We start from the raw sequence: 22457 nt of genomic DNA on the forward strand, positions 1-22457 counted from the left end.
CGATCGCCGCCCGCCGGCTTCCGCGTCATCCGTTCCCTTTGATAGAGTCGATGAATCGTTCACGCCCGCAGAGCTTCCGTTGGACCGACCTTGTTCGGACAAAGATCGGTGATGCGGTGGCGCGCGTGCAACGATGTGGATCCGATCCCGCATTCCGCGGCGGGGAATTCCGGTCCTGCCGCCGTTTGCAGGTGGAAGCTCTGGAACGACGCCAACTGATGGCAGCGGATCTGCCGCTGGGTGCGACCCCGCTGGATACCGGAGAGTTTCTGCTGGGCTCCGTCACCGTCACCCCGGTGTTCTTCGAGAGCGACGGTTCGATCGACCCCAACACGCAGGATTGGACGGCGAACGAAATCGACCAGACGCTGGACAAGATCCGCGCCAGCACCGATTGGTGGGTCAATTTGCTGGCAAAAAAGACCAGTGTTCACCAGCTGGCGTTCGAAATCGATGAGACATTCGCGCGAACGCCGGTTTCCACCGGTTACGAACCGATCGACCGCAGCAGCATCACGTTTGAACGCTACGTCGGGGATTGGCTGACCGACCTCGGCTACGGCGATGCGCCCTCGATCGAACGGGCCGTTCAGCTGTTCAACGACACGCAGCGGGAAAAGTTCCAAACCGATTGGGCCTTCACGATCTTCGTGGCGGATTCTTCCGACGATGCCGACGGTTTCTTCGCGGCGGGCGGATTTACCGGAGCGTTCGCCTACCCCGGCGGATTGTTCTACGTCGTTCCCTCGGGTCGTCCCGTCTCCACGTATTCGCATGAAATGGGACACATCTTCTGGGCCCGCGACGAGTACCCCGGGGCGGGCAGCTACAACGATCAGCGCGGCTACTACAACGCCCAGAACTTGAACGCCTACGACGATGCCCCCGCGGGGCACGTGCAGGAAGACAGCATCATGCGCGGCAATTCGGTCGCCGACCGGGCTTACGCCGCCTTGGATTCTCCCGATTCGACGCTGGCCATGATTGGTTGGCGCGACAGCGATGGCGATGGCATTTTTGACGTGCTGGATGTGCCCCTTTCGATGGACGCGATCGGGTACTTCGACCCGCTGACCTCGGTCTACTCAATCCGCGGTGCCGGCTCCGTTGAGACGCTGGCAAACCAGAATTCGTCCGGCCCCCAAAGTGACATCACGCTGTCCCGAATCAAAGCGCTGGAATACCAGTTGGATGGTGGAACGTGGCAGACCGCGGCGGAGTTCGATGCGACGGCGGTCGAGTTCGATTTGGACGTCTCGATCACGGAACCCTTTGATTCGATCGGCTGGCGAGTCACCGACACCCGTACGGGAATCACCAGCGTCCCGCTGGAATCCACGCGTCAAAGCCACTTGTTTTCCGGATTGGGCGGTGGCGTCGCTTTCGTCGATCAAAATGCCAATGGTCTGCTCGATGCGGGTGAACGCTTGCTGGAGGGTTCGCAGGTCACGTTGCAGCACGCCGACGGCAGCGAACTGTTTCGTGCGCAGGCCGTCGCCGCATCGCTGGCCGATGGGGAAACGGGATCCATCGGAACGCTCAGCCTGAGCGGCGTCGGCTTGACGTTGGACGGCCGAGTGGCGGTCGGGTCGTCGACGACACGGCCGGACGTGCGTGTGTTTCAAGTCTACGACGACCAATCCTCCTCCTGGCGCGATCGAATCAGCGGAGAACGCAGGTTGCAAGTCGAATCCAGCCAGAGTACCGGCCGGGTCGCTATCGATTTCCTGGCGTTGGACACAGGCAGCTACGGGCTGGAAGACGGCAGTTACGCCCGCGTGGAAGCCTTCGATTCAGACGGGAACCGGCTTTCGCGAATCACCAGTCCACAGGTGCCCGCCGGCGAAGCTGGCCAATTGATCGTCGAAGACCCGCGTGGCCAGATCGCCAGCGTCGTCATCTACGGACACGCTGAAACCGACATCCTGGTCACCGCGGTCGCCTTCGGAACCGAGTCGACGCAGTCGGTCGACCGTAGCGGGGGTTGGGTGACCGAAGGGATTGCCGACGGGAACTACCAGGTGCGGTTGACCAGCCCGAACCTGATCTATCAGTTCACTGACAGTTTTTATGACCTGGACGTCACCAACGGCTCTGCTTCGCCGGTGCTTGCCGCGGCGAAGCGTGTCGACAGTCCGCGGCACCACGGACAGTCCCCCGGCGACGTGAACGCCGACCAGATCATCAGTCCCCAGGATGCGCTGCTGGTGATCAATGATCTGGCCCGCTTCGGATCACGGCTGCTGAGCCCGGACGAGGCGGTTGGGGATTTCGTGGACGTCAACAACGACGGGTACGTGTCCGCCATCGACGCGCTGCGCGTGATCAACCTGCTGGAACGGAATCAGGAAGGCGAAGGTGAACAGGCGACCGGCCAGAGGGCTGACGATCCGGGTGCCGGACCCGCACTCACCGAATCCCAGCTCAGCACCGGGGCGTCAGCTTCGCCCTCGCCGGACCATTCGCCCACGGATTTCCTGCCCCCTCCGCCGCCGTTTTTAGCAGATTCCCGAGCAAATTCGGTGGATCAGGTGTTTCGGGAACTTGAGCCGGAATGGGTGCGAACCGACAGCTTCACGGACCGCGAGAATCCAAAAATGTTGAACTCTGCGGGCCAGCCCCCGTATGGCGAAAGTCGAGCAGTTGGCCCGGTCGATAGCAGAGAGGAAGCGAAAGTTTTTTCGCAGCCGATCGAAATCCGATCGGCCCTGGCGGATTCGCCTCGATTCGATGAATTCCCGGTCGGAATTCACCGCACTCCACCCCTGGATGAACTGTTTTGATCGGATTCACCGGAACTTTGGTCATGGGTTTTCGTCTAAACCGCCGAGCCTCTCGGCCCAAAATCCGATCCAATCAGAACGTTGATAAAGCGGGCTGGGGAGATAAGATAGGGCCACTAAACAGCCTAGAGAGCCTATGCATCCTGGTTGCTGACCCCTCGGGCGGCGCGCATGCCGGCAGCCCGCTCTTCCAATTCGCCACTCGACACCGATCGTAGTCACGGCAATCCACGTTCTACTTCATCTCTCCGGAATTCCAGATGAAAAGCCTGCGTCAGTTGCTCCGCCGCCCGTCGCGTTCACGAAATGCCGAACGCTCCCCCGGACGACGAGCAGAGAAAAGCCAGTCGGGTGGTGCTTCGCGGAGAAGCACGGCTCGGCGATTGAGCACCCAGGCTCTGGAACAACGTCAGCTGCTGGCGGGTGACTTGGCGGTTGCCCACAACTATTGGAACAGTTTTGACGTCAACCAAGACCACCAGGTTTCCCCCAGTGACGCGCTCCGCGTCATCAATTATCTGGCGGCCAACAGTAGCGAAGGCGAGCTCGGCGACGGCGACGCGTTCGCGGGCAACAAAGTCGACGTCAACGCCGACGGGAAGGTCAGTCCCAGCGACGCTTTGGGCGTGATCAACGCCTTGGGACGCGGGGAGCAGATGACGCCGTTGGTGGAGTACTTCCTGACGGCCCGCGATCACAATGACAACCCCTTGCCCGTCAACAACGGCGTCGTCGAAGTCGGGGTGGGCCAGGAGAACTCGTTCTTCCTGGAGGTCTCTTACAACGACTTGCGGACCTTTGGCAACGACATCGGTGCCTTCACCGTGGTCACCGACCTGGGCGTCAGCCAGGGTGGCGTGCTGCGTCCGGTGCTCCGCGAAACCCAGCGGATCATCATCGGCGAGGAGATCCTGACGGCGTCCTCGGGCACCATCACGATCGGCGCCGAGGGAACGAGCACGACGTACGTGTCCGATTTCAGCAACTTTGCGGCCAGCCCCACGACCGAAATCGCCAACGCATTGGCTGAGTTTGGTTACAGCCCAAGTGATTACGAGCTGACACAATTTGATATCGGCAGCGGCGACGACCTGGGATTCCAGATCCATTACACCGGTGATGACGTTGGCAACGTCGACTTGCCCGATCCGATCGTGACCATCAATTTGGACGTGTCCGTCCCGGTAACGGTGCAGGAGTTCGCCCCCTTCGAAGCGGACGGCGTGACGCCCAACGGGGAAGCGGTGCGATTCAACATCGACACCCGCAGTCGCACGTTCAACAACAACGAAGACTTTTACGACAGTTTGAACCGGGGCGACTTTGATCTGGCATCCGGATTTGATGAACTGGGCGGCGTCGGCGGTGTTCCCGCAAGCGGCGGCGGGATCAAAGGCCTGTCCGACGACGGCACCTTCATCGAACCTTTTGACGCGTTCAGTTTTGAAGTCTTCCTGTCGCAGGAAGTGGCCAGCCTGGTCGTCGACGTCAATCCCGGGGAAAGCATTGACGCCCTGACGTTGTACGGGGAAGACAATGAGGTTCCCGAGGACCTGATCGTCGTTGATGAAGACGCTCGCGTGACGCTGTCCACCGGCGCGGTTCAAAACAACCCTCCCGTCCTGGGCACGTCGCCGCTGACGGCAACGGTCAACGAGGATGATGCCTCCAGTCAGGTCGACTTGTTGCTTGACGCAACGGACGCCGACGGAGATACGCTGTCGATCGCAGACTTCACCGTGACCGGCGGTGACGATTCAGGCATCACCGTCGACGGCAGCACGTTGACGATCGACCCCTCGGCCTACAATTCGCTCGCCCTCGGCGGCACCGAAGTGATCACGGCCACGTACAACGTGACGGACGGCATCGCCAACACGTCTCAGTCGCTGACCATCACCGTCAACGGTGCCAACGACGCGCCCACCGTCGGTGGGCCGGTCACGTTCACGACCAATGAGGATGCCGCACAAGCCAGCGTCGACCTGCTGGACGGGGCCGCGGATGTCGACGGCGACACGCTGTCGATCAGCGACTTCACCGTGACCGGCGGCGACGACTCGGGTATCACGCTCAACGGCACCACGCTGTCGGTCGATCCTTCGGCCTACGACTCGCTGGCCGATGGCGAAAGCGAGGTGATCACGGCCACCTACAACGTGACCGATGGAACGGCCAACACCGCTCAAACCGCCACGATCACGATCACGGGCGTCAACGACCCGCCGACGGTCAGTCAGCCGATCACCACCACCACCGATGAGAACTCCGGCCAGGTCATCGTCGACCTGTTGCAAGTTGCGTCGGATATCGATGGCGATGCCCTGACCGCCACGTCGATTGTCCTGCGAGCCGGCAGCGGCGACGATTCCGGCGTGACGATCGACGCAGCCAACAACCGCCTGCTGATCGACACCAACGCTTACGACGCGTTGAACACCGGCGAAAGCGTCTCACTGATTTACGACTACACGATCGAAGACGGCAACGGCGGTTCGGTATCGCAGGTGGCGACGATCAACATCGACGGCATCACCGACGAGCCCAACGAGAACCCGACCGTCACCGGCCCGATCAGTGCCACCTTCAGCGAAGACGACGCGGACGCCTCGGTGGACCTGCTTGAGGGAGCCTCCGATCCCGACCAGGGAGACACCCTGTCGGTCAATGCCTTGCAGCTTGTCAGCGGCGATGGCTCCGGAATCACCCAGGACGGCAACGAACTGGCGGTTTCGCCGGACGCCTACAACAGCTTGGCCGTCGGGGAATCGGAAGTCGTCGTTTACCAGTACTCCATCATCGACGGCCGCGGTGGAACCGTCAGCCAAATGGCGACGATCACCATCAACGGCGCCAATGATGCACCCAGCGTCGCGGGCCCATTGACGACGACGATCGGTGAAGACGATGGCAGCACCGAAGTCGACCTGCTGGGCAATGCCTCGGATCCGGACGACAGTGATTCGCTGACCGTGGAAAACCTGGCTTTGGTCTCGGGCGACGCCAGCGGATTCACCGTGGATGGAAACACCGTGACGGTCGACCCCTCGGTCTACAACGACCTTGCCGTCAGTGAATCCGAGCAGGTGATCTACAGCTACGACATCAGCGACGGCAACGGCGGAACCGTTTCGCAAACGGCGACCATCACGATCTCGGGCGCCAACGACGCCCCCACGGTCGGCAACGCGATCACGGCAACCGTCAACGAAGACGACGCCACCACGCAAGTCAACTTGCTGACCGGTGCTGCCGATCCAGATGCCAGTGACGTCCTGGCGGTGGACTCTTTGGCATTGGTGTCCGGCGACGGTTCCGGCATCACCTTGTCGGGCAATTCGCTCAGCATCGACCCGTCCCAGTACAACGCTCTGGCGGCCGGCGAGTCGGAAGTCGTGGTCTACAGCTACGACGTCATCGACGGCAACGGCGGATCGGTGTCCCAATCGGCTACCATCACGATCACCGGCAGCAATGACGCGCCCACGGTCAGCGGCGACCTGACATTCACGTACAACGAAGACCAGCCGCAACAGGTCGTCTCCTTGCTGGACGGTGCGACCGATCCGGATGGCGACACCCTGACGATCGAGAACGTCCAAATCAATGGTGACGACCGTGGCATCTCCGTTTCCGGATCGGACCTGACGATCACGCCGGACGCTTACGGCGACCTGCTTGATGCGGGTGAACAATCCGTCATCACGCTGACCTACGACGTCAGCGATGGAAACGGCGGAACCGTGTCGCAAACAGCGACCGTGACGATCGAAGGCCGCGACGAAGGTATCCCGACGGTTAGCGGCCCGATCACGGCAACCTTCAACGAAGACGACGCCGATGCCACGATCGACCTGCTGGAGGGTGCTTCCGACCCGGACAGCGATCCGCTCAGCGTGATCAATGCGACCGTGACCAGCGGCGACGCCCGTGGCGTGACCATCGATGCGGCGAACAATCGGCTGTTGATCAATCCCTCGGCTTACAACGATTTGAACACCGGCGAAACCGTCGTGGTCGTCGTGTCCTACGAGATCACCGACGTTGTCGACGGATCCGTCAGCCAAACGGCGACCATCACGTTCGTCGGTGAAGATGAACCGGCCTTCGTGCCCTCGTCCATCTCCGGCCAACTGTACATCGACGAAGTCGAGAACATTCAGGAAGTTCTCAAAGGTGCCGATCCGATCCGCAACGGTGTCAAGGATTCCGACGAAGACGGTCTGGGCGGCATCGAGGTTCGACTGTTGCAGGTCACTGGTGAAGGCGAGTCCGAGCTCGCGACCACACTGACCGACAACGACGGCAATTACGCCTTCGAGAATCTGGAACCGGGAACCTACGTGGTCGAATACGTGATTCCGGCTTCGATCCAGTACAACGGCAGCACTCGACAACAGTTCGTCATTGGACCGGAAGGCGGCGAGGATCTGTCCGGTCCGAATCTCAGCGCCGTCGGCGTGACGGGCAGCTTGCATCGAATTGATCTGTTGGCCAAAACCTACCTGGCCGCCGGGATCGCCGACACCGGCTCGGGTGATGCCCAAAGCGGTGGAGTTGCCCAGCTGAACGCCGACGGAACCCAAGCGGTCTTCATCGCCGGCGAAGGCTTTGAATCGGTGGAGTATGCGGAAATCGCTCTCAACGACGCTCGCGATGCAGCGTTGCTGACCATCATGGATGACGGCGTCGTGAAGTCGGTTCAATTGGAAGCCGGACAGTTCGTCGTCAACGGTGACGCGACAGCGGTTCGATTCTTTGGAACCGTCGATGACTTTGATTGGGTGGAGTCACCCGACTCGCAAATGACCCAGGAATTCGATGATTATCGCAACGCCATCGATCGCATCCTGGGTGACGAATCTTGATCCGTCTGATTTCGTCGTAGGGCGTGACGTGCACTGCAGCCGCCGGCGGTCTTCCGTCGGCGGTTTTTTTGCGCCGCTTCGCAACCATCCACTGGGCTGTTACGTTTCGACGCATCCCGCCCCACAACGCGTTTGATCGGCCTTCATGCACACGATTCGTCTGCGTCGCCCTTGGACACGCATCGCACATCGGTTTCCGGCCAGCGAACCGGTCATCGATCACAAGGTCGACGTCCCCGATTCCGACGGCGTCCCCCGGGCCAGTGACGTCACCTACCAACGCCGATTCAATCGACCAACCGGCTTGGCCCCTGACGACCGAGTCCTATTACGAATCGAAGCTTGGAAGGCTGCAACCATTCGGGTCATTCTGAACGATGCACCGCTATTCACCCGCGACGTGTCACACACGGCAGACTCGGTGGACGCCGGCGTGACTCTGGACATCTCGAACACCATGCAATCATCCAACAGCTTGGCAATTGAGCTGGGGGGGACAGACGTGGGGCCGCCGGCACTGATCGGCGCGGTATCACTGCAAATCGACTCACCGGCCTCACACAGTTGACCTCCTCCAGCTGACCCCCTTTCAGGTGATGATTCACGTTGGGTTTGGGGGGCGGCGCGAACCGTAACGACTGCCACCAGTCGGCCGCGGTCCGGCCGTTTTCCATGTGCCGGGAAGCGGCTTGATCCAACTTGCGCGCCAGGGCATTTGCCACTTGGGTAGTCGCGGCGGTACGATGAACCGTCGAGCCGCGTCAGGCTCGAAAGTTTGATCGCACCACGGCCGGAGATCACAGATGCGTTCGTCACGGGTTACTCCGAATCGAACCGGCAAGCACCGCGTTGGAATGATGCGCATCAGCCTTCTAATCGCGTGTTCGGTTGCCCTCGCATGCACATTCGCCATCGCGTGCACAAGCGCCTTCGCCGTGGACCGTGCAACCGCGCGGTTCAAGCGAGTATTGCTGGGTCGACACGACGTCGCCCGCGTGGCGGCCATGCGGTCGATCCCGCCGGACTTTCAAAGCCGGCTGTCCGCACTTCCGATTGTCACCGAATGTCTGGAAGACTTGGTCGATGATCCCGTGCTGCGGCGTGCCCAGGAGCGTGGGTTGACGGATCTTCCGGACGGTATCGCAGCGATGATCGACTTCGTCGGCACCATCGATCGGCCAGAGGCGACCGAATCTCTGGTCGCCCTGCTTGACTGCGGTCACCTTTCTTGGGCATTGGCCTCGACCGCCACGCTGGGCAAACATCAGCACCACGCTGCCGTCGAACCGCTGGCGTCGATGACCGATTCGGATTTCTTCCGCGACAACTATGGCTACCGGTACACGTTGGCAAGGTCTCTGAAAGACATGGAGCATCCCGGTGCCTGGGAAGCGTTGGCAAAGCTTTACGATCAGGTCGGCGGTCAATTGGCTCACCGACTTCGCCAGGAATTCAGCGACGTGACCGTCGATCAGTTCCTAGGTGACCAGCAGCGGTTTCAACAGTGGCGAGGTTTGGTGGGCCTGTCGCCGGCGAAAGAGGTTGTGCAGGCGGCAGCCCTGACGAATGCTCCAGATAACAAGGCTGCAGACAACGAGGCTCCCGACCAGGCCAATCCTTCCCGGCTGACGGGCGAAATGAAGTTGCAACCGTCGGTTGACGCCGCTTCCTACCTGAAGGAAGAAAGGCATCTGGGACGATCAAAGTACTACGGCATCGACATTTACGCCCAGCGGATGCTGTTCATCATCGATCGCAGCGGCAGCATGAACACGCAGGTCGGATCGCGTACACGGCTGCAGCGAGCCAAACGCGAATTGATCACCGCGTTGGACGGCCTGGACGAGGCCTGCGAATTTGGAATCCTGGTCTTTGATCGCAATGTGCGCGCCTGGCGGGAAGAACTGGTGCCCGCCACCGAATCAAATAAGCGAGAAGCAATCCAGTTCGTGCAGTACCTCTCCGCGGGCAGCAGCACCAACACGCATGCCGCCCTCTGCCGTGGGCTGAATTTTGACGCGCAGATGGAAGCCATTTTTCTGTTGACCGATGGCAAGCCGACCTACGGACAACTTGTCCAGCCAGCTGCGATCCTGACGGACGTGCTGCGGCGAAATGAATCTCGGCACGTCACGGTGAATACGATCGCCATCGCGGTGGAACCGCTGATGCAAGGTTTTCTGCGAAACCTGGCCGAACCGAGCGGCGGGGAGTTTCGGGTGGTGAACTGATCGCGTCTCTTGCGGTTCACTCAGGCATTCACTTGCTTTTAACTCTCAGCGGAGCACCGATTCGGGTGACGACATCAGGGATCGAACACAAATTGACGATTTTGGCCGATGCGGCCAAGTACGATGCATCTTGCGCCAGCAGCGGATCCCGTCGGGCGAACCGGGAGGGCTTGGGCAGCACCGAAGGGATGGGTATCTGTCACAGCTACACCCCCGACGGACGCTGTGTCTCTTTGTTGAAGCTGCTGCTAACCAACGTCTGCATTTACGATTGCCAGTACTGCGTCAACCGTGTCAGCAGCGACACGCCTCGGGCACGATTCACGGTCGAAGAGGTCGTGAAGCTGACGATGGATTTCTATCGACGGAATTACATCGAAGGGCTGTTTTTGAGCAGCGGAATCGTTCGTGATTCCGACTACACCATGGGGCTGCTCGTCCAGGTCGCCAAGACGCTTCGAACGCGTGAGAACTTTTGCGGTTACATCCACCTGAAAACCATCCCCGGTGCCGGCGACGACTTGATTGACGAAGCGGGTTTGTATGCCGATCGGTTGAGCGTGAACATCGAGCTGCCGACGGTGCAGGACTTGCGCAGCCTGGCACCCGAGAAGAAACGCCCGGAAATCGAAGGCGTGATGGGGTCGATCCGGATCAAACGTGACGAAATCGCCACGGACCGACGCAACGGAATGCGGGTCCCCAAGTTCGCCCCCGCCGGACAAAGCACGCAGATGATCGTCGGCGCCACCGACACCAGTGACCGTGAGATTCTGACCACCAGCTCGCAGCTTTATGGTCAGCACCACTTGCGGCGCGTCTACTACAGCGCCTACAGCCCGATCCCGCATGCCGATTCGCGACTTCCCGGGATCCGCCCGCCCTTGATCCGGGAACATCGACTCTATCAAGCCGATTGGCTGATCCGATTCTACGGTTTTGCCGCCGACGAACTGACCACGGCGGACTCGGCCAATCTGGATTTGGAAATCGACCCCAAACTGGCGTGGGCGATGCAGCACCGCGGCCAGTTCCCCGTGGACATCAATCGGGCTCCGCGCGAGTTGCTGTTGCGGGTACCGGGCATCGGTCAAAAAAGCGTGAACCGCATTCTCCAAACGCGCCGTCATCATGCGATCCGGGATCAGGACTTGAGCCGGATCGGAATCGTTCGCAAACGGGCGAGGTCCTTCATCATCACGGCGGATCGTCATCCGGGACCGTTGTCGCTTGACGCCGAATCCTTGCGTGCCAGGCTGCAACCGAAGCATCGTCAGCTGATGCTGTTCGATGCGTTACACGGCGCCACCAGCGGCGAAGTCTAGCGTCATGTTGCACCATGTCGCCGCGGAACACTTCGATGACTGGCGGTCAACCGCTCGTCACTTGGTGCAATCCGACGTGCCGCCCGATCGGATTCGCTGGGTCGATCAACGTGCGGAGCATTCCAGCGGTCAGGGAGATTTATTCCAGGCCGATCTCTCTGCCGCATTGCCACCGCCGACCAACGCCGGCGAGTTTCGGGTATCGGCGAAATTTCTGTCGGCTGCCGAAACGGTTTCTCATCATCGCGATCCCCAGCGATGGGAACTGCTTTACCAAACGCTGTGGCGAATCGTTCACGGCCAACGGCATCTGATGGAAGTCGCCAGCGATAAAGACGTTTTTCGCATCGTCCAGATGGAAAAGGCTGTCCGTCGCGACGCCCACAAGATGAAAGCGTTTGTCCGATTTCGGAGGATGGAAGACGAAAGCGGCGAGCATTACATCGCCTGGCATCGCCCCGACCACTACCCGCTACGCATCGTCGGCGATTTCTTCGCACGGCGTTTCAACGTCATGCGGTGGACTATCATGACACCGGACGAATCGGCAAGCTGGGATGGTGATTGCTTGACCTATGCAGCCGGCATGCCCCGCGAAGCAGCCCCCTCGTTTGACGAACTTGAATCTCTGTGGAAGACCTATTACGCAAACATTTTCAATCCGGCCCGAATCAAGCTGAATGCGATGCGGGCGGAAATGCCGAAAAAGCACTGGCCCACGCTGCCCGAAACGGAAATGATCACGGAAATGCTCCAACAAGCTCCGGAGCGGACGCGGCAGATGATTCAGACCACCGCTGCCGTCTCAACAGCGCAGCCCTTCGTCCCCAACACCGACGACCTGCGGGAACTGGCCGCCGCATCGCGGCAATGCCGCGGCTGTGACCTTTGCCAACAGGCAACTCAGACCGTGTTCGGTGCCGGTCCCACGGACGCTCAAACGGTGTTCGTCGGAGAGCAACCGGGCGACCAAGAAGATTTGCGTGGGACGCCATTCGTCGGCCCGGCCGGCCAAGTCCTTGATCAGGTGCTGCAGGAACTGGGGATCCGCCGAGACACAATCTACCTGACCAACGCGGTCAAGCATTTCAAGTTCACGCGATCTGCCAAACGCCGGCTGCACCAAAAGCCCTCGGCGCGACAAGTCGCAGCCTGTCGCCCGTGGCTGGAAGCGGAACTGTCGGCGATCGGTCCACAACATTTGATTTGTCTGGGCGCGACGGCCGCGCGGGTGGTGCTGGGACCGAACTTTCGCTTGACCGAGCAACGTGGAGTCGCCGTTGCGACGGAATACGCCCCTTGGACATTGGCCACATTGCACCCGTCCGCAATCTTGCGAGCTCCTGCCAAACAATCACAGGTGCTGATGGAACAGTTCCGCAGCGATCTGGCACTGTGGGCATCGCAGATCGAACCGTCCTCGTGATCACGTTCGAGGGACTTGTCAGGTCACGGGTCTCGCTGGACGGCGTTTCCTTCCAGCGTGGCGGATGGTTGGCCGAGACCCTCACCGCGCAGTTCGGCGGTGTGAAGTTTTTCGCGTTGGTGCAGGTGCCAGAATTTCAGCAACATCCACAGCGTGAAAAAGGTTCCGATAAAGACCATGGCCGCAATGAACAAGGGTCGCACGTAGTTCATTGACACGTGCGCGATCGCTTCACCACCAGCCGAAAGGGTTCGGCCGGCCAATCCAGACTTGCTAACCACGATCGGGTTGCCGTCGGCATCGAAGACCACCTCGTCCCCTCCAAGAATCCGATCGGGTTCGGCCAGGATCACGGTCGTCGTGGCGACGGTGAACAGAGTCTTGCCGGGGTTGTCGGCCGCAAAGCGTCCCATGAATGCCACGACCCGCTCGGTGTCATTCCGCAGCATCGCCAGCACACCATTCCGCTGCGTTGCCGGCAGCGCGGCCAGATCATCGGCGTGTCGGGCGACCATCACGGCTTGATCGGTCGAAAGTGAGCCGGCCAGTTCCGCGCCGTCATCGCCGAGCGCGCGAACCAGGATGCCGCCGATCCCGGGATGCGCCAGTTCGCTGCGCAGGGCTTTGACGCCATGGCGGCCAACGGTTTCGGCCAGCTCCCTGCCCGCCGAACCGGCCGACAATCGCGCCAGGGCGGCGCGGACTTGGGATTCGGGCAATTCGTCCAGGGCGGCCAGGACGGGACCGACGGCGGGCACATTGTCCAAGGCGGCAAGCGCCTCCGGACCATATTTGGCGGCCAATCGAGAAACCTGTTCGGCGGCCTCTTCCCCGCCCTGCTTGACCGCCTGCCGGCTGACGCGTTCGGCAATCTCGCGGCCGCCCCGCTTGGCCAGATACTCGCTCGCCTCCTCACTCCCCTCTTTGCCGAAATACTTGACGATCGCCTTGGCGATTGCGGTGCCAGACAGCAGAGGCGCTGGACCGGCGGAGGCTCGCGTCACCCAAGTCGAAGGGACACCCAGCATTGGCAACAGGATCACGGCGGTGAACAACAAGCTTCGCAAAGCGGTCATCGGGAACGGGTGAATCACGAACTTTCTCCCTGAACGATTTGAATGAAGAACCTGTCCCGGTAGGCTTGCGAAAGTTGATCGCACAACCGCGGCAACGCCACGCTGAGCCCCACACCGGAACCGGCTGCCGGCCTGTCCGCCGCCGGATCCGATTGACCGGCCGATGACGTTCGGGCGTTCCCACCGTCAATCAAGGTCGCGTGCAAGGCATCCAGATAACCGTGCATTTGCTCTCGGAGTTCCGCTTCGAACCTTTCGGTCATCCACCAGTCGATGACCAGTCCGACCGCCAACCCGGCACCGAATCCGACCACCGTGCCCACCGGTCCAGCAAGCGAACCACCGCCGGCACCGGTTGCCGAGGCACCGACCGTTGCGCTGGTTCCGGCCGCCGCACTCAAGGCGACCGTGGGGGCAAACCGCGACAACAACCCCGCAATGACCGAACGAGCTGCAAACGCACCGACCTCTCCCAGCACGAAGGCACCGATCATGTTCTGCACGCTGGTCGTGCCCTGGTCGGCGGCGTACTGGTTGATCTGTTGCGACAGCTTTCGAAAAAACGCTTCTTGCTGGTCCAATCGCACCGCGGGCAGGTCGGCCGTTGTCAGGGCCGCTTGAACGTCGGCAAGCGTTGCCCGTTGGTTCGCATCCACTTCGGATCGGAACTGCATCAAGACCGAAGTGATGTCTCGCACCAAGGACTGCTCGGAAAACAAGTGCGACTCGAACTTTTGTTGCACATAGCTTTCGACGCGGCCGTCCTCTTTCCACCACCCCGCCGGCATTCGTTTGAGAATGCCCAGCCGGGTGGAAATGCTGGTCATGTCCTGAACAAATGGCTCGACGCCGCGATGATACTGGTCAATCAGCCGTTCGGTCCGAATCAGGCAGCGATTGGCAGCGGCACGATTGTCCGCCTCCAACTGCTCGATCAGCGGCAACACCGAGGTTTCGAAAAACCGCGCGCGGACCACCTGCTGATTCAGTTCCAAGTCTGCGGACGAAGGCTCGATCAACGGCTGGTCCAGATCGACCGACGGCGGAGACACCACGGGATCGGGCAACGGTTGAATCAGACCGCCCAGGGTCACCAGGGCAACCACGGTCGCGATCACCAGCGGGACTCGTAAAGAACTCACCAGAATTTCCACCAAGGTTGTTTCTTGGGCGGCGACTTGGTTTGCACACCCAGGATTCCCCAATATTCGTCGTCTCCCAGGTGAATGTCGGCAACTCGCAACATCGACGCCTCTTTCAACTTTTCAATCAGCCGGGTGTTGCAGTCCGATTTGACGACTTCGATGCGTTCCTGAAACTGGGCCATCGCCGACATGATTGCTGATAGCGCCTGGCGCGGAGACGTTTCGCCGCCGAAGTCTTCAATCAAGAAAACCGATTCACCGTGCGGGCGCCCCACGACATCGGCGAATCGCCAATGATCCCCCTCTTCATCCCAGCCGTGATACTCGCCTGACATTGATTTGCCTCGTCTGAATCGACCAATAAAAACCAATGAATTACGGCATTAGCTTACACGATTCGCTGTCCGGCCATCAAAATTGATTCATCCAGGCGACGACGCAGTCGTCCATCCAGGACCGACGTCCGGCCGTGATGAAACCGGCGTGGCCACCCGTCTTGGTCAACAACAGATGCGTCGATCGCGGCCAGTCCGCGTCCCGGAAACAGCTTGCCGGGACGATCGGGTCATCTTCCGCAGCCAGGACCAGCGTCGGGATCGGGTTGCAACGCACCGATCGCCCGGCCCCGCAACGGGCGTAGTAGTCCTGGGCACCATCGAACCCGCTGTGGGGCGCCGTCAGCCGGTCGTCCAGCTGAAAAAGCGTCCTGGGTCGCCCGCTGCCGGCAAGCGATCGAAACAGTTCATGCTCGCGGACCCTGGGCGGGGCACCGTCAAATAGCGAACGGATGAAGTAGTAGTTGTAGGGGCGGCGGGAAAGTCGCTGCATATTCTCGCTGCACCGAACCAGTTCGATCGGGGGGGCGACCGTGACAATCCGTTCCAAGCGGTCGGCCCAATCGGGTTTCGAGTCACTGCCCCAGCGGCTGGCCATGAGCAACAGCTGGTTTCCCCCCAACGAAACGCCGGCGGCACTGATCGACGCCCCCGGGTTGCGTGCGGCAATGAACGCCAGAGCCGCCTGGACGTCACCGCTGCGGCCCGCGTGATTCAGTCCAGCAGCGAGCAACCGGCCGGCTCCAGCGCCGCGCATGTCCGCCCGGTACACCGTCCAACCGTCGGCCAGCAACCGGCCCGCCAGCCGGATCATGTAGGGTGAACGGTGGCATCCGCCCAGTCCATGGATCAACAACGCGCAGCGAGCACTCCGTCCCGGCCGGGCCGCCGCACCATCGACCGGAACGTTCTCATGAAGCACAATGGCGTCCCCGTCGCCAAGCGGCACGGTGTGCTCGGCGCTCGCACGCAAAGCGGTCGCGCCGTCGGCTGCGGCGGACACGCGGGTGATCGTTTGCAAATGGCCACCGGCGATCCACCGGCTGGGGACAAACTTCGGCGGCCGGAATTCTAGTTCGCTCATCAGTTCATCAACGCGGAATTCATGCAAACGATCCGTTCCTTTATCGCCATTCCGATCACCGCGGAGATCAGCGGCCAGGCGGCTCGGATGATCAAACGGCTCAAACCGCTCGATAACGCCTTCAAATGGGTGCCGCTGGACAATCTTCATCTCACGCTGAAGTTCCTGGGGGAAGTCGACAATACCGAAATTCCCGCGGTCTGCAAAACCGTCCGCAAAGTAACCTCGACGATTCCTCCCTTTGAACTCTCGTTCGCCGGCGCCGGCGGATTCCCCAACCTGCAACGGACCCGCGTCCTCTACGCGGGCGTGGAAGACCCCAGCGGCAATCTGGTCCGCCTGGTCGAAGGCTTGGAGCGGCAGCTTGCCGAATTGGGTTTCAAACCGGAACCGCGGGACTACACACCCCATTTAACATTGGGCCGGAGCCGAGGAAGATCGCACCACCCGGAACCGGAACTGGTCGCGGCCGTCGAAGGGATGGGCGATCAGGTCCTCGGCGAGATGGTGGTCGAGGAGGTGTTGTTGATGGCCAGCTTCCTGGACAAAGCGGGCCCCACCTACCAGACGATGGACACCATCGAACTGGCCGATTCGTAGCAGGACGGTTCCGCACCCGAGCGGCGACCTTGGCCAGAAATGGAAATCGGGTTTCCGCCACCGCCGCAGTCGCACGCGCGTCGAGTGTTCTGCTGGCTGACTTTTTTTTGCGCCGGTTAAATAAATCATCGCCCGTCGCGCATCCTCCTCGGTGGAAGCTCTCCTTCCCCGAAAAACATTTCCAACGGTCGTGACCGGTTTCACCGAGAACTTGCTTCAGCACGCGTTGACGTGGGCGAAGCGTGCGGTCGAGCGGGACGGCAATTGAGGCGGATGCTGCATGCCTGAATCTTCGGCAGAACGATTGATATCGCTGAACCGACAAACGATCGCGATGTTGCGGTTGGGCATTCCCCTGGAACTGGGGCTGGGTGATTCGCCGATCGAGAGGTTGCGTGAAATCAACGAGACCCTGGCATTGAATTCCGGCCGTGAACCGGAAGTTGCACCGATCCTGCAAAGCGAAAATGTTTCGCCGCAGTATCAAGCCATCGCCCAGGCATTGCTGGCCGCCCCGGATCCTACGCCCATCTTTGAATCGATCGCGCGGCCGACCGACGACGCCGCCGCGGTGTCCACACCGGTGCGGCTGGCGTTGGTCGAACCGCTGGTTGTGCTTGGCTTGGGATACCTGGGGATGTTGCTGTTGTGTTTCCACGTCGTCCCAAGCATGGAGATGCAATACCTTCAACAGTACGAAACGCCCACGGGTGTGACCCGGTGGTTGATCGCCATTCGCGATTGGATGCCGGTGTGGGCGGTGTTGTTCCCGCTGATCTATCTGGCGTTGATTCTGCTGGGCGGAAAGTGGTTGCGGAAGCTCTACGCACGCTGGGGGCCGGGCACACAATCGCGTCTGCGATGGCGACGTCGGGAAGCGCAAGCGGAGCGTCTGTCGGCCTTGGTCGATAGCGGAATCGACCGCGAAACGGCAATCGACCTGGCCCGTGGAAGTTCGGCCGATTCGGATCCGATCGGTCCGGTTGCCGAAAACATCGTCCGCAACCGATCGCCCGAGCGGGCATCCGGAGCGTTGGATCGACTGGCCAGGTTCTACCGTTTTTTGGCCGAGAACCGTTGGCCATCGCTGGTCCGCAACGTGCCCGCCGCGATCGGCCTGTTTGTCGCCAGCTTGGTGGTCCTCGCGTACGGTCTGGCCCTGTTCGTTCCCTGGATCGAGATCCTGTTCAATCTAAGTGACAGGACGGGGGTTTAAGCAATGAGCAGCGTGCACAAAACAAGCGAGCTCTGCCAACGGATTGACCAGGTTCGTTCTTCCAATCCGGAACTGGGAACGCAATTGCGGCAGATGGCAGCCGAGATGCCGGCGTCGAGGGCCGGTGGTCGCCTGACGCAGCTTGCAGGATCGTTGGAGGACCAGCAGCCGGCTGAGCAAATCGTCCGGTCTTATCCGGAACTGTGCTGGCTGTTGACGATGCCGTCCTCGGGAGCGGCGATGACCGGGCTGACCGGCATGCTGGAACAAACCGCGTTCGACGGCGCGATGCGACAAAAGAAACTCCGCAGCGTCCTGTATCCGGTCATGGTCATGATGCTGGCGATCGGGTTGCTGTTGGTGGGCTGCTACATCATCGTTCCGACCTTCGACGAGATGTTCATGGAATTCGGTTTGCGTCTTCCGCCGCACACGGAACTGGTGCTGAAGCTGTCGCGTCTGGTCGCGGCCCATCCGTGGTTGGTCGCGGCGGCCGTCCTGGCGTTGGGCGTCTGCGTGGCTGCCATCCTGTGGGGATGGGTCAACCGCACCTCACCAAAACGCCGGCGGTTTCGATCCGGGTCATTGATCGAGTCCAGCCGGTACGCGCTGGCGCGAGTCGCGATGCAATTGGCCGAGTTGATCGACGACAACGTTCCCTTGCCACGAGCGCTTCGGATCGCTTCGCAAGGCAGTACCGATCTCAACGTGAGCAACGCCCTGGCCGACCTGGCCGAACGTGCCTTGGAGGGCTCCGGAGCCTTTGATCGCTCCCGCGCGGCGGTGTTTTTACCACCGAACTTCGTGCTGGCGCTCGCCCCCGGCCAACCGACGGCCAGCGCCGGACCCAACACCACTCTGCTGCGACAGTTGGCTGCCAACTACCGAGACCTGTCGGTTCATCGTAAGGATTGGACGTCGTTCATCCTGGGGCAATTTGCGGTCCTGTTCGTGGGGCTGATGGTGCTGTTCATCATCGTCTCCCTGTTTGCACCGATGTTCAGTCTGATCACGGGGTTGTCGTAGGAAAAACCATGTTTGATCGTCTACGCACAAGACTGAATTACATCCTTCCGCGGTGGGTCGTTGGCGACACGTTGCACAGTCAACAACGTTCGTTGCTTCGCATCCTGGCGGTGTCGCACTCGGAGCGGCTGGACCCGAAACGGTTGATTGCCAACCTGGCCGTCGAACACCCCGGTCCCTACGGACGCAAGCTGATGAATCTCCAGCATTGGATTGCTGCGGGGACGCCGATCGGTTCCGCCTTGGCTCACGTCCCGGGCGCTCTGTCGGCCGAGGACACGCTGGCGATCCAATGCGGCATCGAAAACGGAACGCTTGGGGAAACGCTTTCCTTCCTGCTGGACCGGGCGGATCGCCCGGAGGCGGTCGACACCAGTCAGGTCATCCAGAAAACGGTTGCCTACACCTTCACCACTTTTTTGATCGCGCTGATCATCGTCGGCTTCTGCACGCTGTTCATCTTGCCGGTATTCAAGGAGATCTTTGAAGAGTTCGGCATGGAGCTTCCCTGGAGTTTTGCCGCGTTGATCAAGTTCACCGACACGTTTGGACTGGTCCTGGTGGCTTTGTTCGTTGTGGCCTTGCTGCTCGGAATCCTGATTCAATTCGAAGATGTTCGGCGGCTCTTTCATCATTCCCCGCTATCACGGTGGCTGCCAGGCACCGCCTCGCGACGCCGGTCGGGGCTGTTGCAATTGTTGGCGATTCCGACGCAATCCGGTCAACCGCTCGGCCCGACACTGACTGCGGCGGCGCAATTTCATCCGGACCGCAGCGTTCGTCGAGGGATGCTGGAGGTGCGGACGCAAAGCCAATCCGACACGGACATCTGGCAACAGCTGGCGCGTCGCGGCTGGATCAGTTTCAACCAGAGCGAACAGTTCAACGTGATCACCGATCCGAAACTCCGTGCCTGGGCGTTGTGCACCGTTGCCGGGCAAGAGCGTCAAGACGTGGATCAGTCGGAAAGTCTGCTCGCACAAATCTTGCAATACGCGCCCGTGTTGTTGCTGGGACTGTTCGTTGCCTGGATCGCAACCGCAATCTTTCAAGCACTCACCTCGATCATTCTCGCACTCGCCTGAGTTCTCATGTCCCCAGCACACGAATCCATTTCAAGCGAATCGCCGGCGTTCGCGCGCCGGCGCGATGATCGCCGCGGCGTTGCAATCCTGGAGTGCGTCGTAGCCGCCCTGATGGTGATGGCGATGCTTTCGATCACCGCCCCCCTGGTCATCCGCACCGGTCGCCTATGGAAACAAACCCGCAACGTCCAACTGGCCTTGGACGAATTGGGCGCCCAGCTTGATGCATTGATCGCGATGGCGCCCGACCAACGGCAAAGCGAGCTGGATCAATTGGACGTCTCTTCGGCCACCCGCAACGTGCTGGGTGACGCGACGCTCCGCGGATCAATCGTGCACGACGAAGACGGAAAGCGGTTGTCACTTTCCATCGATTGGCCTCGGATCGGCGACCCACCCCCGTTGACGCTGGTGGCATGGATCGACCCGCTGCCGCCCGAGGCGAACTCCAACGATCCCGCCGCTTCGCCGGAGGAGGATTCCGACCAATGATGCGTTTCCCAAATTCACGCCGACGCCGCGGGTTCACGCTCCGCGAACTGTCCGTCGCGATGACGGTCGGCAGCGCGGTGATGATGGTTGCCGTCGGATCACTGCACCGCGCGTTCGATTGGGCTTCGATCGCCCGCGATCGTCGACACGACGACCAAACCGTCTTTCGGCTGACACAACAATTCCGCGAAGACGTCCATCGCGCTAGCGATGCAGAGCTGACCGACCAGACGCTGAAGTTGACTCTGCCATCGGACACGTCGGTGGTCTACGAAGCCGGACCGGAGGGTTTGGTGAGGGAACAGACACGTCAAGACCAGCGGGTGCGACAGGAAGCTTATCGCTGGAAACAAACGCGACGCGTCACCCTCCGCAAGTTGGAAAACGAGAACCAGCTCGAGATGAGTATTCACTCCGTCCTGTCGCTGAAAGATCAACCGGCGCCCCTGTGGCGATTCGTGAGAGCCTCCATCGGCCTTCGCCAACAACACGAACGGGGAGACATCGGCGGATGAATCGTGCCAATCAACGACGCGGCGCGCTGATGTTTTGCGTGCTCGCCTGTTTGCTGATCGTGGGATCCCTGGTCGCTTGGATTCTTCGCGACGCGCTTCGGGCGCGACGGGAAACCAAGATCCGCGTGCAACTCCAACAAACCGAACGTCTGCTGGATGCGGGAATCCTACGAGCCGTCAAACAACAGCAGAAAGACCCAAACTACGAGGGTGAACAATGGAAACCCAAAATCGAATTCGGTGGCCGGCCGGTACCGGCCAACATCGACATCTCCGTCGCCAACGAACAATTGACCGTGGTCGCCAGCCTGGGCGCGCAACCACACCGGACTCGCAAATCTCACTCCTTTTCCTTGAGCCCTACCCCATGAAACGCCGCGCCTTCACCCTTGTCGAACTGTTGGTCGTGATCGCGATCATCGGAATTCTGGTCGGCCTGCTTTTGCCCGCGGTGCAAGCCGCCCGCGAAGCCGCCCGCCGCATGTCATGCTCCAACAATCTGGTGCAGATCGCGTTAGCGACGCACCACTATGAATTCAGCATGGAACAGTTTCCGCCGGGCGTGACCAATCCGAACGGTCCGATCCGAAACGAGATCAATGCCGGCATGCACATCGGTTGGATGACTCGAATCCTGCCTTACATTGAACAGCAACGCGCTTTCGAAATGTTTGATTTCGACAAAAGTGCTTACAGCGATGAAAACGCGCCCGTACGGGCGTTGGAGATCAGCGCGTTCAAATGCCCTTCCAACCCGATGTCCTCCGGCGGCTTTCGCGGACAGAACTCCGGGGATTCGGTCGGCACGTCAACCTATGCGGGATGTCACCACGACGTGGAAGCTCCGATCGACGCCGACAACCATGGCATGCTGTTCCTCAACAGTGCCATCCGATTCTCCGACATCAGCGACGGATCCAGCCATACCATTTTGATCGGTGAACACCTGGGCGACTTCGACCACTTGGGCTGGGTGTCCGGCACGCGGGCGACGCTGCGAAACACCGGTGAATTCATCCACCTGGATTATTCCGAGGCACAAGACCGCGAGCTGGCACCGTTGCAGGTCGGAGGCTTCGACAGCTTCCATCAAGGCGGTGCCAACTTTGCGCTGGCCGATGGGTCGATCCACTTCATCACCCACAGCATCGAACCGGAAATCTTTCAACAACTCGGTCACCGTGCCGATGACAAGCTGCTTTCGGACGATCAATTCTGATTGCTGAGACTCAACGGTTCTCAATCAGGCG

Annotated in this window: 18 protein-coding genes; 14 read left to right on the plus strand and 4 right to left on the minus strand. The window is 60.7% G+C overall.

Translation table 11 applies throughout. The features are described from left to right. Positions 1 to 50: 50 nt before the first annotated feature. The 6 genes from FYK55_RS09575 (at position 51) to FYK55_RS09600 (ending at position 12633) form a co-directional block, all read left to right on the plus strand. Positions 51 to 2783 (plus strand): dockerin type I domain-containing protein, encoded by a 2733-nt coding sequence (locus tag FYK55_RS09575; protein ID WP_161604397.1) that lies wholly within the window; start codon positions 51 to 53, stop codon positions 2781 to 2783. A 383-nt stretch (positions 2784 to 3166) separates the two neighbouring features. Further along, positions 3167 to 7651 carry a cadherin-like domain-containing protein gene (locus FYK55_RS09580; RefSeq protein ID WP_161604398.1) on the plus strand — a complete coding sequence of 1495 codons (4485 nt, stop codon included), beginning with the start codon at positions 3167 to 3169 and terminating at the stop codon, positions 7649 to 7651. 145 nt (positions 7652 to 7796) lie between these two features. Continuing rightward, positions 7797 to 8219, plus strand: coding sequence for a hypothetical protein (locus FYK55_RS09585; RefSeq protein ID WP_150076169.1), 423 nt, complete (start codon positions 7797 to 7799; stop codon positions 8217 to 8219). Positions 8220 to 8586: 367 nt separating this feature from the next. Then, positions 8587 to 9882 (plus strand): VWA domain-containing protein, encoded by a 1296-nt coding sequence (locus FYK55_RS09590; protein WP_161604399.1) that lies wholly within the window; start codon positions 8587 to 8589, stop codon positions 9880 to 9882. Positions 9883 to 9974: 92 nt separating this feature from the next. Then, the gene (locus FYK55_RS09595; protein WP_235908555.1) at positions 9975 to 11207 is read left to right on the plus strand and encodes a putative DNA modification/repair radical SAM protein; all 1233 of its coding nucleotides are present in this window, start codon (positions 9975 to 9977) and stop codon (positions 11205 to 11207) included. A 4-nt stretch (positions 11208 to 11211) separates the two neighbouring features. After that, positions 11212 to 12633: a UdgX family uracil-DNA binding protein gene (locus tag FYK55_RS09600; protein ID WP_150076171.1), complete on the plus strand. Its 1422-nt coding sequence runs from the start codon at positions 11212 to 11214 to the stop codon at positions 12631 to 12633. 23 nt (positions 12634 to 12656) lie between these two features. On the opposite strand, the gene FYK55_RS09605 is transcribed toward FYK55_RS09600, so the two are convergent. From FYK55_RS09605 to FYK55_RS09620, 4 genes are all read right to left on the minus strand, one after another. After that, positions 12657 to 13727: a hypothetical protein gene (locus FYK55_RS09605; RefSeq protein ID WP_150076172.1), complete on the minus strand. Its 1071-nt coding sequence runs from the start codon at positions 13725 to 13727 to the stop codon at positions 12657 to 12659. Then, positions 13724 to 14851 carry a hypothetical protein gene (locus FYK55_RS09610; RefSeq protein ID WP_150076173.1) on the minus strand — a complete coding sequence of 376 codons (1128 nt, stop codon included), beginning with the start codon at positions 14849 to 14851 and terminating at the stop codon, positions 13724 to 13726. The genes FYK55_RS09605 and FYK55_RS09610 overlap by 4 nt, the downstream gene beginning before the upstream one ends. Beyond that, the gene (locus tag FYK55_RS09615; RefSeq protein ID WP_150076174.1) at positions 14848 to 15189 is read right to left on the minus strand and encodes a hypothetical protein; all 342 of its coding nucleotides are present in this window, start codon (positions 15187 to 15189) and stop codon (positions 14848 to 14850) included. Before FYK55_RS09615 ends, FYK55_RS09610 begins: the two co-directional genes overlap by 4 nt. A 76-nt stretch (positions 15190 to 15265) precedes the next feature. Continuing rightward, positions 15266 to 16273 carry a YheT family hydrolase gene (locus FYK55_RS09620; protein WP_150076175.1) on the minus strand — a complete coding sequence of 336 codons (1008 nt, stop codon included), beginning with the start codon at positions 16271 to 16273 and terminating at the stop codon, positions 15266 to 15268. A 21-nt stretch (positions 16274 to 16294) separates the two neighbouring features. On the opposite strand from FYK55_RS09620, the gene thpR reads away from it, so the two are divergent. From thpR to FYK55_RS09660, 8 genes are all read left to right on the plus strand, one after another. After that, positions 16295 to 16873: an RNA 2',3'-cyclic phosphodiesterase gene (thpR, locus tag FYK55_RS09625; RefSeq protein WP_150076176.1), complete on the plus strand. Its 579-nt coding sequence runs from the start codon at positions 16295 to 16297 to the stop codon at positions 16871 to 16873. A 280-nt stretch (positions 16874 to 17153) separates the two neighbouring features. Next, entirely contained in the window at positions 17154 to 18089 is a 936-nt protein-coding gene (locus FYK55_RS09630) for a hypothetical protein (RefSeq protein WP_150076177.1), read from the plus strand. A gap of 12 nt (positions 18090 to 18101) precedes the next feature. Then, a complete protein-coding gene (locus FYK55_RS09635) occupies positions 18102 to 19115 on the plus strand; it encodes a type II secretion system F family protein (protein WP_161604400.1) in 1014 nt (337 codons plus the stop codon). Positions 19116 to 19123: 8 nt separating this feature from the next. Beyond that, positions 19124 to 20200 (plus strand): type II secretion system F family protein, encoded by a 1077-nt coding sequence (locus FYK55_RS09640; protein WP_150076179.1) that lies wholly within the window; start codon positions 19124 to 19126, stop codon positions 20198 to 20200. Between the two features lie 6 nt (positions 20201 to 20206). Then, entirely contained in the window at positions 20207 to 20692 is a 486-nt protein-coding gene (locus FYK55_RS09645; protein WP_150076180.1) for a hypothetical protein, read from the plus strand. Further along, complete coding sequence (locus FYK55_RS09650) at positions 20689 to 21207, plus strand: prepilin-type N-terminal cleavage/methylation domain-containing protein (protein WP_161604401.1); 519 nt, start codon at positions 20689 to 20691, stop codon at positions 21205 to 21207. The genes FYK55_RS09645 and FYK55_RS09650 overlap by 4 nt, the downstream gene beginning before the upstream one ends. Continuing rightward, positions 21204 to 21578 carry a hypothetical protein gene (locus FYK55_RS09655; RefSeq protein WP_150076182.1) on the plus strand — a complete coding sequence of 125 codons (375 nt, stop codon included), beginning with the start codon at positions 21204 to 21206 and terminating at the stop codon, positions 21576 to 21578. The genes FYK55_RS09650 and FYK55_RS09655 overlap by 4 nt, the downstream gene beginning before the upstream one ends. Continuing rightward, positions 21575 to 22426: a DUF1559 family PulG-like putative transporter gene (locus FYK55_RS09660; RefSeq protein ID WP_150076183.1), complete on the plus strand. Its 852-nt coding sequence runs from the start codon at positions 21575 to 21577 to the stop codon at positions 22424 to 22426. Before FYK55_RS09655 ends, FYK55_RS09660 begins: the two co-directional genes overlap by 4 nt. The last annotated feature ends 31 nt before the right edge of the window (positions 22427 to 22457 follow it).

The organism is Roseiconus nitratireducens, assembly GCF_008629675.1.
In the GTDB taxonomy this organism is placed as follows: Bacteria; Planctomycetota; Planctomycetia; order Pirellulales; family Pirellulaceae; genus Stieleria; species Stieleria nitratireducens.

What these genes read in the sequence shown, in the direction of transcription:
- FYK55_RS09575 (WP_161604397.1), top strand. Translation starts at nt 51, where the DNA reads ATGAATCGTTCACGCCCGCAGAGCTTCCGTTGGACCGACCTTGTTCGG.
- FYK55_RS09585 (WP_150076169.1), top strand. Translation starts at nt 7,797, where the DNA reads ATGCACACGATTCGTCTGCGTCGCCCTTGGACACGCATCGCACATCGG.
- FYK55_RS09600 (WP_150076171.1), top strand. Translation starts at nt 11,212, where the DNA reads ATGTTGCACCATGTCGCCGCGGAACACTTCGATGACTGGCGGTCAACC.
- FYK55_RS09615 (WP_150076174.1), bottom strand. Translation starts at nt 15,189, where the DNA reads ATGTCAGGCGAGTATCACGGCTGGGATGAAGAGGGGGATCATTGGCGA.
- FYK55_RS09620 (WP_150076175.1), bottom strand. Translation starts at nt 16,273, where the DNA reads ATGAGCGAACTAGAATTCCGGCCGCCGAAGTTTGTCCCCAGCCGGTGG.
- thpR (WP_150076176.1), top strand. Translation starts at nt 16,295, where the DNA reads ATGCAAACGATCCGTTCCTTTATCGCCATTCCGATCACCGCGGAGATC.
- FYK55_RS09630 (WP_150076177.1), top strand. Translation starts at nt 17,154, where the DNA reads ATGCCTGAATCTTCGGCAGAACGATTGATATCGCTGAACCGACAAACG.
- FYK55_RS09640 (WP_150076179.1), top strand. Translation starts at nt 19,124, where the DNA reads ATGTTTGATCGTCTACGCACAAGACTGAATTACATCCTTCCGCGGTGG.
- FYK55_RS09645 (WP_150076180.1), top strand. Translation starts at nt 20,207, where the DNA reads ATGTCCCCAGCACACGAATCCATTTCAAGCGAATCGCCGGCGTTCGCG.
- FYK55_RS09650 (WP_161604401.1), top strand. Translation starts at nt 20,689, where the DNA reads ATGATGCGTTTCCCAAATTCACGCCGACGCCGCGGGTTCACGCTCCGC.
- FYK55_RS09655 (WP_150076182.1), top strand. Translation starts at nt 21,204, where the DNA reads ATGAATCGTGCCAATCAACGACGCGGCGCGCTGATGTTTTGCGTGCTC.
- FYK55_RS09660 (WP_150076183.1), top strand. Translation starts at nt 21,575, where the DNA reads ATGAAACGCCGCGCCTTCACCCTTGTCGAACTGTTGGTCGTGATCGCG.